The sequence below is a fragment of the Shewanella pealeana ATCC 700345 genome (assembly GCF_000018285.1).
In the GTDB taxonomy this organism is placed as follows: Bacteria; Pseudomonadota; Gammaproteobacteria; order Enterobacterales; family Shewanellaceae; genus Shewanella; species Shewanella pealeana.
Map to the genome: position 1 here is coordinate 3,414,995 of NC_009901.1, position 11,198 is coordinate 3,426,192.

The window sequence follows — 11,198 nt, forward strand, 5'->3', positions numbered from 1 at the left end:
GGCCCTACAGCAATAGATAGCGAGCAATTTATGTCCATTTTATGCTTAATCGCATTATGCTCCTGCGTTCAAAAAATCCCCATTAGACCTTAGAATAGGTAGTAACAAGCCATGTATGCATTCAGGCAACTCTTGAATGCACCACGCTAAACCATTGTTTTTAAAGTGCTAACCATTATCTAACGTCATCTTATAGCTTAAGTTTTCTTGCAATGGCAAGCCTTGTGGCAAGCGCAATTGACATGAAAACCACTTTCATCGACCGGGGCAAACTTTACCTTTACGTAAACTTCATATATCGTGCAATTAATGTAAACAATTATGGTGTTTTTTTGATGGTAGATAATCAACTCTCACAAACGACATACTCAATTAGTGAACTATCCAAAGAGTTTGATATCACTACCCGTAGTATTCGTTTCTATGAAGATCAGGGGCTTTTAAAACCTAAGCGCCGTGGTCAAACACGGATCTATAGCCTTAAAGATAGGGTCAGACTCAAGCTTATTTTACGGGGTAAGCGCTTAGGCTTCTCGTTGGCCGAAACCAGACGTTTATTCGAGCTTTACGATGCAGATAAGAATAGCAGTAGCCAACTACACACCATGTTGGAGTTGGTCGAAGAAAAAAAAGTGTCGCTACAACAACAGATGGATGACATCAAAGTCGTGTTGATGGAGCTAAATTCGGCCGAGCAGCAATGCCTTGATGCATTAGCCAACAATGCCCAATAAAAGAGTAAGCACAACATCAAGTCATCATAAAAGCATAATTTAACAATCTAATAAATAGATGGATTTATCAAGTATCACGGCAAAGATCGGTGAACTTGTATTCAAATAAAATTGACAGGACACAAGCAAATGACTCAACTCTACACATCTCTAAACTTCGGACTCGGTGAAGATGTCGATATGTTACGCGATGCCGTGCAAAACTTTGCCGCCAATGAAATTGCGCCTATCGCCGCAAAAACAGATCTAGATAACGCCTTCCCTAATGAGCTTTGGCCTGTGCTGGGTGATATGGGATTACTCGGTGTCACCGTCTCTGAGGAGTATGGTGGGGCTGGCATGGGCTATCTCGCCCACGTTGTTGCTATGGAAGAGATCTCCCGCGCCTCTGCATCGATTGGCCTAAGTTACGGTGCGCACTCCAACCTCTGCGTTAACCAAATCAACCGTAACGGTAATAGTGAGCAAAAAGCCAAATACTTGCCAAAACTCATCACGGGTGAGCACATTGGAGCCCTCGCTATGAGCGAGCCCAATGCAGGTTCTGATGTGGTATCGATGAAACTCCACGCCCGTAAAGAGGGTGACAGATACATACTCAACGGCAACAAGATGTGGATCACCAATGGCCCAGACGCGCACACCTATGTGATCTATGCCAAGACAGATCTCGATAAGGGTGCCCACGGCATTACCGCATTTATCGTTGAGCGCGGCTATAAGGGTTTCAGTACCGCTCAGAAGCTAGACAAACTCGGTATGCGCGGCTCAAACACCTGTGAGTTGGTATTTGAAGATTGCGAAGTACCAGAAGAGAACATTCTTGGCGGGCTTAACAACGGCGTAAAAGTGTTGATGAGTGGTCTTGATTACGAGCGCGTAGTCTTGTCAGGTGGTCCACTTGGGATCATGACCGCCTGCATGGATATTGTGGTGCCATATATCCATGAGCGTGAACAGTTTGGTAAATCAATCGGCGAATTCCAGCTTGTACAAGGCAAACTTGCTGATATGTACACAGGCATGAACGCGGCTAAATCTTATATCTACAACGTGGCAAAATCTTGTGACCGTGGCGAGACTACTCGTAAAGATGCCGCTGGCGCGATTCTCTATTCTGCTGAACTGGCAACCAAGATGGCGCTCGATGCGATTCAGTTACTTGGCGGTAATGGCTACGTCAATGAATACGCAACGGGTCGCTTACTTCGTGATGCCAAGCTTTATGAAATCGGCGCTGGCACCTCAGAAATTCGCCGCATGCTGATTGGTCGCGAGTTATTTACCGAATCTAAGTAAAGATCTAGCACTTAGCACCTAAGGTGGACAATTGGGCGCTCGCATAGCGACGCCCTTATATCTCAGCTTCAAAAGGATTGAAATTGTGACGCAACTTAGCAGCCGTATTAATGCTCGCAGCGATGAATTCAAAGCTAAATTTGATGACATGACCGCTGTGGTTCAAGACCTAAAACTAAAACTCCATCAAATTGAACAGGGCGGCGGAGAAGTCGCTCGAAACCGTCATCTTTCAAGAGGTAAGCTCCTGCCTCGTCAGCGTGTTGAGAAGCTGCTGGATCCGGGATCGCCCTTCCTAGAGATTTCTCAATTTGCCGCCTACGAGTTGTATGAAGACATAGTGCCAGCAGCGGGAGTTATCGCCGGTATTGGCCGTGTGAGTGGCGTTGAGTGCATGATTATCGCCAACGATGCTACCGTAAAAGGCGGCACTTACTACCCTGTAACTGTTAAAAAACACCTGCGCGCACAAGAGATTGCTAGTCGTTGCCATCTGCCATGCATCTATTTGGTCGATTCAGGCGGCGCTAACCTACCCCGCCAAGATGAAGTGTTTCCCGATAGAGACCATTTCGGTCGCATCTTCTATAACCAAGCACAGATGTCAGCCAAAGGCATTCCGCAAATCGCGGTTGTTATGGGGCTTTGTACCGCCGGCGGCGCCTATGTGCCTGCGATGGCAGATGAATCGATTATCGTTAAAGAGCAAGGCACCATCTTCTTGGCTGGTCCACCACTCGTAAAAGCTGCGACTGGTGAAGAGGTCACAGCAGAAGAGCTTGGCGGCGCAGAGGTACACACTAAGATTTCAGGCGTGGCCGATCATATGGCGCAAAACGATGAACACGCGCTAGAACTTGCCCGCAAAGCGGTAACACGCCTCAATCATCAAAAACAAATTGCTGCTCAGCTTAGCCCTGTTAAACCACCAAAATTTGATATCAACGAGCTTTACGGCATCGTAGGGACGGATCTTAAAAAACCCTTCGATGTTAAAGAGGTAATTGCTCGCCTAGTCGATGATTCTGATTTCGATGAGTTTAAGGCTAATTACGGTAATACCTTAGTCTGTGGTTTTGCCCGTATTCATGGCTACCCAGTAGGCATTGTCGCTAACAACGGCATCTTGTTCTCAGAGTCGGCGCAAAAAGGCGCGCACTTTATCGAGCTATGTTGCCAGCGCAAGATCCCACTGCTGTTCCTGCAAAACATTACCGGCTTTATGGTGGGTAAGAAATACGAGCACGAAGGCATTGCTAAACACGGCGCCAAAATGGTGACCGCTGTATCTTGCGCCAATGTACCTAAGTTTACCGTGATTATTGGCGGCAGCTATGGTGCAGGGAACTACGGCATGTGTGGCCGCGCGTTTGAACCAACCATGATGTGGATGTGGCCCAACGCCCGCATATCTGTGATGGGTGGCGAGCAAGCCGCTGGCGTATTGGCCACAGTTAAGCGCGACGGCTTAGCTCGTAAAGGTGTCGAGTGGTCTGATAGTGAAGAACAAGACTTCCGTAAGCCGATTGTTGAGCAATATGATAAAGAGGGCCACCCCTATCATGCCAGCGCCCGTTTATGGGATGACGGCATTATCGATCCGGCGCAAACCCGTGATGTTGTTGGTTTAGCGCTATCAGCTGCGCTAAACGCACCGATTGAAGACACTAAGTTTGGTGTGTTCCGTATGTAGTGGCTTAACGCCATTGCAAATAGAACATCAACTTAGCTAACAGAGTGGATCGACAACAATGAATAATTCAGTCGCAACCCAGACAGAAATACTGGACCAACAATTACACTATCTGAGCTGCACGCTAAATGGCGGCGTGGCGCAGATGGTGCTGGATCGTAGTGATAAGCACAACGCCTTCGACGAGGTGATGATAAGCGAGATGATCCAGGTACTTGAGCACTTCAAACGCAATGAGCAGTGCCAAATATTACTGCTTAAGGCTAACGGCAAAAACTTCAGCGCGGGCGCCGATTTAAATTGGATGCGCAAACAAGCCAAGATGGATTTTGAGCAAAACTTAGCTGACGCCAATGAGCTAGCTAGGCTTATGTCCATGCTCGATAAATTTCCTAAGCCGACCATAACCTTAGTACAAGGTGCAGCCTTTGGCGGTGCGCTTGGGCTTATTTGCTGCAGTGATATCGCCATTGCCAATGAGCGCGCTAGTTTCTGCCTAAGCGAAGTCAAGCTTGGACTCATTCCTGCCGTTATTAGCCCCTATGTGACCCGCGCCATGGGGCAGCGCGCAGCGCGCCGCTATATGCTTACCGCCGAGCGTTTCGATGCTCAAAAAGCCCTTGAGCTACAAATTATCCATGACATCAATGATGACCTAGACGCAGCGGCTCAGCCGTTTATTGATGCGCTACTAAGCAATAGTCCACAGGGTATGGCTTGGGTTAAGTGCTTACTGTCATCACTTGAAGATGGCGTGATTGACCAAAACACACTGGACCATACCAGCGAGCGGATCGCCCGCATTCGTGTATCAGAGGAAGGTCAAGAAGGATTAAATGCCTTCTTCGAAAAGCGTAGCCCTCAATGGCCAACGACAACAGACTTTAGCATTGCGCCTGAAAATAATAATGATGCCAGCGGGCAAGGAGCCAAATAATATGTTCACTAAATTGCTAATTGCCAACCGCGGCGAAATTGCCTGCCGAATTATAGAAACCGCAAAAGCCATGGGTGTGCGCACGGTCGCCTTATATTCCGATGCCGATATCAATGCCCGCCATGTGGCCATGGCCGATGAGTCATTCTATTTAGGTGGCAGCGCCCCTGCTGACTCTTACCTTAAGGGTGATTTGATTATAGAGATCGCCAAAAAATCTGGCGCTCAGGCCATACACCCAGGTTACGGTTTTCTATCTGAAAACGCCGAGTTTGCATTGAAGTGCGAGCAGGCCAATATCGCCTTTGTTGGCCCAAGCGCGGCTGCGATTGATTCTATGGGCAGCAAGAGCGCAGCTAAAGAAATTATGGGCGCGGCCAATGTCCCACTAGTGCCGGGCTATCACGGTGACAGCCAGGACGATGAGCTACTTGTTGCAGAAGCTAACAAGATGGGCTTTCCTCTGCTGATAAAAGCAGCCTTTGGTGGCGGCGGTAAGGGAATGCGCATCGTAGAAAGCAGCGACGAAGTGCTTGAAGCGATTAACTCGGCAAGGCGTGAAGCCATCAACTCATTTGGTAACGACAAACTCTTGATGGAGCGCTACCTGCGCCAACCTCGTCATGTCGAGGTACAGGTCTTTGCCGACAGCCAAGGCAACTGCATCTACCTTTCTGATAGAGACTGCTCTATTCAGCGTCGTCACCAAAAGGTGGTCGAAGAAGCCCCTGCTCCCGGACTCAGCGATGCACTAAGAGTTAAGATGGGCGAAGCCGCCGTTGCCGCCGCCAAAGCCATTAATTATGAAGGCGCCGGTACGGTTGAGTTTCTACTCGATACCGATGACAGTTTCTACTTTATGGAGATGAATACCCGACTGCAGGTAGAGCATCCAGTCACAGAACTGGTTACTGGCCAAGACTTAGTCAAGTGGCAGTTGATGGTAGCTAGCGGTAGCCAGTTGCCACTGAAGCAGGACGAAGTCCGCATTCATGGTCACGCCTTTGAGGTGCGTATTTACGCCGAAGATCCACAAAATGACTTTTTACCCGCTAGCGGTAAACTCAACTTTTTGCGTGAACCCGAGCAGAGCAAGTTTGTGCGCATCGACTCAGGAGTGCGTGAAAACGATGTGATCAGTAACTTTTACGACCCGATGATCTCAAAGCTTATCACTTGGGATGAATCACGCCCTCGCGCGCTGCAGCGTTTAGTGCATGCATTAAATGATTATCAAATCAGCGGTCTGAAGCACAACATAGAATTTCTAGCCAATATCGCCGAGCATCAAGCCTTTATCGATGCAGACTTTAGCACCGACTTTATTGAGCGTTATGGTGACGCCTTAATTGGTCATGGCCTGAGTGATAGTCAATCCAATGAGTGTCAGACCGCTTTAGCATTAGCTGCTCTTTATCAGCTCTGCGCTCGAAAAGCCGAGGCTAAGAGCTGTGCAGTCAATAGTCACGACCCATACTCACCGTGGGGGGCTGTCAGTGGCTTTAGGCTTAATAGCGCCAGTCAGCACCAAGTGGCATTGCTAGATGATAACCATGAGATTAATCACCTTGAGTTAATTGAAACACAGGTGGGGGCTCAATCCTTCTATCAACTCAAGTTAAATGATAGCCAGCTCACCTTGTCGGGTGAACTGAAAGGCGAAACCCTACACGCTGAAATAGCCGTGAATAACGACGCTGGCCAAGCCGTTAAAAGCGCCGCTCACAAGATAAAAGTGCCCGTCAGCCAAGTGGGTGATGACTTTACTCTATTTATTAACTCCTCAAGCTACCACTATCGTGCACTGCTGTCTGAGGTGATTGAAGAGCAAGATAACCTCGAAGATAAGCTCAAGGCACCGATGAACGGCACTATCGTGACTCAGCTGGTCGCTGTTGGAGATAGCGTAAAAGCTGGCCAAGGCATTATGGTGATGGAAGCGATGAAGATGGAGTACACAATAGAAAGCCCATTTGACGGCGTTGTTACAGCATTCTTCTTTGAGCCAGGCGAACTCGTTAGTGACGGTATGCTACTTGCCGAGGTTGAGGCTAAAGCAGAAATTACTGCTGAAAAGGAAGAAGCCGGATGAAGATGACTCATGTAATAAACGCCATAGAATCCCCCTTTGATGGCGTCGTCAGTGCGTTCTTCTTCGAGGTCGGTGAACTGGTTAGTGACGGTATGTTGCTAGCAGAAGTTGAGGCGAAAGCTGAAATGCCGACAGAAAAGGAAGAAGCCGGATGAAAATGACTAATGTAATAAACGCCATAGAGTCGCCTTTTGACGGCATCGTCAGTGCGTTCTTCTTCGAGGCCGGTGAACTGGTTAGTGACGGTATGTTACTTGCCGAGGTCGTGGCTGAAGTTGAGGCGAAAGCTGAAATGCCGACAGAAAAGGAAGAAGCAGGATGAAAATGACAAGCCCTTATCCTAAAAAGGTTAGCATTTTTGAAGTCGGTGCCCGTGACGGCCTGCAGAACGAAAAGCCTGTCACCACCCAAGATAAAATTATCTTGATTGAAGACTTAGCAGCCGCAGGCATAAAACGTATCGAAGCCGCTAGCTTTGTGTCACCAAAATGGGTGCCGCAGATGGCAGATTCAGCCGATGTGCTTCACGGTATTACTCGTAAAACGGGTGTGACCTACAGCGCTTTAACGCCTAACTTAAAAGGCTTGGAACTTGCTCTTGACGCTGGCGCCGATGAAGTTGCTATCTTTGGCGCAGCTTCAGAGAGCTTTAGTCAGAAGAATATTAACTGCTCGATAGAAGAGTCCATTGAGCGCTTTATCCCAGTTATGGAGCAGGCTAAGGCCAGAAACATCCCTGTTCGTGGTTATGTTTCTTGCACTTTGGGTTGCCCTTACGAAGGAGACATCGCGGTCAGCGAAGTGGCTCGGGTGTCTGAATTACTTTACAAAATGGGCTGCTACGAGATCTCCCTTGGCGACACCATAGGCGTTGGCACACCGCTTAATGCCCGTAGAATGATTGAAGCGGTAGCAGAGCTTGTGCCCGTAGAAAAACTGGCACTGCATTTTCATGACACTTATGGCCAAGCGCTCGCTAATATTCTGGCTTGCCTAGAAACCGGTGTCAGCGTTATCGACTCGTCAGTTGCAGGTCTTGGAGGCTGCCCCTATGCCAAAGGCGCATCGGGTAATTTGGCCACAGAAGACTTAGTTTATATGCTGCATGGACTTGGTATCGAAACTGGTATCGACTTAACTAAACTGGTTAATGCTGGCAATAAGATCAGCCAAGCCCTAGGCCGTCCGTCGGGTTCAAAGGTGGCTAGAGCCCTCAGCGAATAAAGAGCCCTCAGCGAATAAAGAGCCCTCAGCGAATAAATAGCGCTAAGTTAATAAAGAGCGATTAGCAAATAAGAAATAGACTCTGAACCTAGGACCTAGGATCTAGGACCTAGGACCTAGCATTGACAGAATATGGAGATAACAAAAATGACAGGACTAAATAAGGTTGTTGCAAGTTACGATGAGGCACTCGCAGGCCTAAGCAACGATATGACAGTAATGGTCGGCGGCTTTGGCTTGTGTGGTATTCCTGAGGGCTTAATCGCGCAAATGGTCAAATCCGGTGTAACAGGATTAACCGCCATCTCAAATAATGCTGGCGTCGATGACTTTGGTTTAGGCCTGCTATTAAAGAGCCGCCAAATCGATACCATGATCGCTTCTTACGTAGGTGAAAATGCCACCTTCGAACAGCAGATGTTATCAGGTGAGCTTAACGTTATCTTGACACCTCAAGGCACCTTGGCAGAGAAAATTCGTGCCGGCGGTGCTGGTATTCCAGCATTCTTTACCGCTACAGGTTACGGCACGCCTGTCGCGGAAGGTAAAGAGACCCGTGAAATTGATGGCCGTCACTATGTGTTAGAGCCAGCGTTAAAAGCAGACTTTGCGCTAGTACGAGCTTGGAAAGCTGACACCATGGGCAACTTGGTGTTCCGTAAAACTGCGGCCAACTTTAACCCTATGATGGCCACAGCTGGTAAAATTACCGTGGTAGAGGCTGAACATATTGTTGAGCCGGGAGAGCTCGACCCTGACCATATCCATACACCTGGCATTTACGTTAATCGCGTGATCCAAGGTAAGTTCGAGAAACGTATCGAGCAACGTACTGTTAAACCGGTCTCTGATTCAAATACAAACTCAGATGCAAAAGCATAAGGAGGCAGCACCATGGCATTATCAAGAGAACAACTGGCACAGCGTGTAGCACAAGAACTCCAAGATGGCTTTTACGTCAACCTAGGCATTGGTATTCCAACACTCGTTGCTAACTATATCCCTCAAGGCATCGAGGTGATGCTGCAATCGGAAAATGGTTTACTGGGTATGGGCGAGTTCCCAACCGAAGACACCATCGATGCAGACTTAATTAACGCAGGTAAGCAAACCGTTACCGCTGTAGACGGTGCCTCATTTTTCTCATCCGCGGAAAGCTTTGCCATGATCCGTGGCGGCCATGTGGACTTAACCGTACTTGGCGCATTTGAAGTCGATGAACAGGGCTCAATCGCCTCGTGGATGATCCCTGGAAAATTAATTAAGGGCATGGGCGGCGCTATGGATTTAGTGGCAGGCGCAGACAATATTATTGTCACCATGATGCACGCCGACAAGAAAGGCAATTCTAAACTTTTGCCTAAGTGCGAACTGCCATTAACCGGCTTTGGCTGTATCAAGCGGGTATTAACCGACTTAGCCTTTCTGGAAATTAAAGATGGCGCGTTTCATCTATTAGAGCGTGCACCGGGTGTATCTGTTGAAGAAATTGTATCGAAAACAGCTGGCAAGCTAGTAGTGCCTGAACATGTTCCAGAGATGAGATTTTAACGCCCCATGCTCTAACCACCAGCGCTCAAAACACTATGATCTATAAACGCAGCTCAAGAGCTGCGTTTTTTTACTCAGTTAGCGTTCAGTAATGCCCATCTATAGAGAGTCCAGTATGAATCTGTCGTTCTTAACGTTATATCCTAGCGCACTGTGGCTACCTGAATCGCCTGAATACGACTTGGCCTGCGACATCATAGATCATCTTGATTTTAGCTTTTGGAGACCATTGACAGAAAAGTTAGCGCTAGAGCATCGACTCACCTATACCAAATGTACACGTGTTACAGAAGGGGCTAATCCGGTATTTATCTATGAGGGCGAACAAAAGTTCGTATTAAAGCTGGTGCCACCAAATTGGTCTCAGCAAGCAAAATCCGAGCTCACAGGCCTCAAGCTATTGGAACAAGTAAAACTGGCGCTAGATGTACCAAAACTTATCTGTCATGGCCACTTTCGCAACTGGGATTATATCTTCATGAGTTTTGTAGAGGGAGAGAATCTCGCTTCCCTCTTGCCCACTCTCACGCAGCAAGATAAAGAGATGATTGCATTTCAGCTTGGTGAATTCTGCCACCAGCTACACCAAATTCCAATTACGACTATCACAGAAACGACCACGAACGTTATCTTAGACTGGCCCATCCTTCTGCAAGAGCAACGCGGTAACATTTATCAGAAACGGCAGCAACAAGGTTTAATTGAGCCATTTTTATCTGACCTAGAACCTTACTTAAACAATATTAATATCCAATGTAAGCAGGGTAGCAACCACTTCATTCATACGGATTTGCACCCAGCAAACCTGCTAGTAAAACGCACTGCAAAAGGAGTTAGATTGACTGGAGTCATTGACTTTGGTGATGCAATTATTTGTCCCGATCCTGTATTTGAATTTACCTCACCCGGACTGTTACTCGCGCTGTCGGATAAAAAGATATTCACTCAATTTTTAGATGGTTACGGCTTTGATTATAAAGATAAGCAAAGCTTGGTAGAGCAGTGTATGGCGTTATCTTTACTGCGCCATACGGGCGAACTCAACTACATACTCAATACTGTTCCCCATGCCAATACGGCTAAGGGGTGGAAACAAGCGGAAAGGTATCTTTTCCCACTCTGCGAATAACAGAGTTAAATTGCCCGGTATGAACTTGCACAACCGACAAGTTCATACTTAATATAGCGATTACTGAGCTTCGTTAGCAGACATAATAACATCTGCAGCCTCGTTGATTTTCAACTGACTTGAGCTATTTGTTTCAAGAGGCGCAGTCTCACAATCATATGCATTGGCTATCATGGTCACCGAACCTGTAAACCCCAACGGCTTGTACAAGTAGATGGTGTCAGCCCCAAGCTTGGCAGCCTTAATACGCATTTCATTAAGTGTGCCCCACACCATATCCTTATCGGCATGCAGCCAATAATCATAAAAGTGGCCTTGTGAGCCAATGACAGTGCCTTTATGTTCGCAGCCAACCAGTGAATCGGTATCATCCCAGAGGACTTTAACAGTGTTGGATTCATCTGTGGGAAAGGTTATACAAGCGCTAAGGCTTGAGCACATCAGAGCGATGGCAGCCAGTTTTACAAATTTCATGGTTTACAGTCAAAATTAAAAGGGAGGCGATAATATAGTCTTTAAGCCGTTTTGTGAATCCTGCT

Annotated in this window: 12 protein-coding genes; 11 read left to right on the forward strand and 1 reads right to left on the reverse strand. The window is 47.4% G+C overall.

Going from position 1 to position 11,198, the window contains the following annotated elements; translation table 11 throughout:
• Positions 1-335: 335 nt before the first annotated feature.
• The 11 genes from SPEA_RS14790 (at position 336) to SPEA_RS14840 (ending at position 10,659) form a co-directional block, all read left to right on the forward strand.
• Positions 336-734: a MerR family transcriptional regulator gene (locus SPEA_RS14790; RefSeq protein ID WP_012156022.1), complete on the forward strand. Its 399-nt coding sequence runs from the start codon at positions 336-338 to the stop codon at positions 732-734.
• A 129-nt stretch (positions 735-863) separates the two neighbouring features.
• On the forward strand, positions 864-2,033 hold the full coding sequence (locus tag SPEA_RS14795; protein WP_012156023.1) for an isovaleryl-CoA dehydrogenase: 1,170 nt from the start codon (positions 864-866) through the stop codon (positions 2,031-2,033).
• Between the two features lie 85 nt (positions 2,034-2,118).
• On the forward strand, positions 2,119-3,726 hold the full coding sequence (locus tag SPEA_RS14800; protein WP_041411007.1) for a carboxyl transferase domain-containing protein: 1,608 nt from the start codon (positions 2,119-2,121) through the stop codon (positions 3,724-3,726).
• A gap of 58 nt (positions 3,727-3,784) precedes the next feature.
• On the forward strand, positions 3,785-4,663 hold the full coding sequence (locus tag SPEA_RS14805) for an enoyl-CoA hydratase-related protein (protein ID WP_012156025.1): 879 nt from the start codon (positions 3,785-3,787) through the stop codon (positions 4,661-4,663).
• Between the two features lies 1 nt (position 4,664).
• The gene (locus tag SPEA_RS14810) at positions 4,665-6,755 is read left to right on the forward strand and encodes an acetyl/propionyl/methylcrotonyl-CoA carboxylase subunit alpha (protein WP_012156026.1); all 2,091 of its coding nucleotides are present in this window, start codon (positions 4,665-4,667) and stop codon (positions 6,753-6,755) included.
• Positions 6,752-6,910 (forward strand): 3-methylcrotonyl-CoA carboxylase, encoded by a 159-nt coding sequence (locus SPEA_RS14815; protein WP_223296511.1) that lies wholly within the window; start codon positions 6,752-6,754, stop codon positions 6,908-6,910. The genes SPEA_RS14810 and SPEA_RS14815 overlap by 4 nt, the downstream gene beginning before the upstream one ends.
• Entirely contained in the window at positions 6,907-7,077 is a 171-nt protein-coding gene (locus SPEA_RS14820) for a 3-methylcrotonyl-CoA carboxylase (RefSeq protein WP_086024318.1), read from the forward strand. The genes SPEA_RS14815 and SPEA_RS14820 overlap by 4 nt, the downstream gene beginning before the upstream one ends.
• Positions 7,074-7,979: a hydroxymethylglutaryl-CoA lyase gene (locus tag SPEA_RS14825; RefSeq protein WP_012156027.1), complete on the forward strand. Its 906-nt coding sequence runs from the start codon at positions 7,074-7,076 to the stop codon at positions 7,977-7,979. Before SPEA_RS14820 ends, SPEA_RS14825 begins: the two co-directional genes overlap by 4 nt.
• Before the next feature lie 147 nt (positions 7,980-8,126).
• Positions 8,127-8,861 (forward strand): CoA transferase subunit A, encoded by a 735-nt coding sequence (locus tag SPEA_RS14830; protein WP_012156028.1) that lies wholly within the window; start codon positions 8,127-8,129, stop codon positions 8,859-8,861.
• Positions 8,862-8,873: 12 nt separating this feature from the next.
• Complete coding sequence (locus SPEA_RS14835; RefSeq protein ID WP_012156029.1) at positions 8,874-9,530, forward strand: 3-oxoacid CoA-transferase subunit B; 657 nt, start codon at positions 8,874-8,876, stop codon at positions 9,528-9,530.
• Positions 9,531-9,645: 115 nt separating this feature from the next.
• On the forward strand, positions 9,646-10,659 hold the full coding sequence (locus SPEA_RS14840; RefSeq protein WP_049767974.1) for an aminoglycoside phosphotransferase family protein: 1,014 nt from the start codon (positions 9,646-9,648) through the stop codon (positions 10,657-10,659).
• 60 nt (positions 10,660-10,719) lie between these two features.
• Here the strand turns inward: SPEA_RS14840 and SPEA_RS14845 are convergent, their stop codons facing one another.
• Complete coding sequence (locus SPEA_RS14845) at positions 10,720-11,133, reverse strand: DUF4156 domain-containing protein (RefSeq protein WP_012156031.1); 414 nt, start codon at positions 11,131-11,133, stop codon at positions 10,720-10,722.
• Between the last annotated feature and the right edge of the window lie 65 nt (positions 11,134-11,198).

Bases quoted from the DNA above. Each gene is read 5' to 3' on its own strand.
- SPEA_RS14790 (WP_012156022.1), top strand. From the start codon at position 336: ATGGTAGATAATCAACTCTCACAAACGACATACTCAATTAGTGAACTA.
- SPEA_RS14795 (WP_012156023.1), top strand. From the start codon at position 864: ATGACTCAACTCTACACATCTCTAAACTTCGGACTCGGTGAAGATGTC.
- SPEA_RS14805 (WP_012156025.1), top strand. From the start codon at position 3,785: ATGAATAATTCAGTCGCAACCCAGACAGAAATACTGGACCAACAATTA.
- SPEA_RS14810 (WP_012156026.1), top strand. From the start codon at position 4,665: ATGTTCACTAAATTGCTAATTGCCAACCGCGGCGAAATTGCCTGCCGA.
- SPEA_RS14815 (WP_223296511.1), top strand. From the start codon at position 6,752: ATGAAGATGACTCATGTAATAAACGCCATAGAATCCCCCTTTGATGGC.
- SPEA_RS14820 (WP_086024318.1), top strand. From the start codon at position 6,907: ATGAAAATGACTAATGTAATAAACGCCATAGAGTCGCCTTTTGACGGC.
- SPEA_RS14825 (WP_012156027.1), top strand. From the start codon at position 7,074: ATGAAAATGACAAGCCCTTATCCTAAAAAGGTTAGCATTTTTGAAGTC.
- SPEA_RS14830 (WP_012156028.1), top strand. From the start codon at position 8,127: ATGACAGGACTAAATAAGGTTGTTGCAAGTTACGATGAGGCACTCGCA.
- SPEA_RS14835 (WP_012156029.1), top strand. From the start codon at position 8,874: ATGGCATTATCAAGAGAACAACTGGCACAGCGTGTAGCACAAGAACTC.
- SPEA_RS14840 (WP_049767974.1), top strand. From the start codon at position 9,646: ATGAATCTGTCGTTCTTAACGTTATATCCTAGCGCACTGTGGCTACCT.
- SPEA_RS14845 (WP_012156031.1), bottom strand. From the start codon at position 11,133: ATGAAATTTGTAAAACTGGCTGCCATCGCTCTGATGTGCTCAAGCCTT.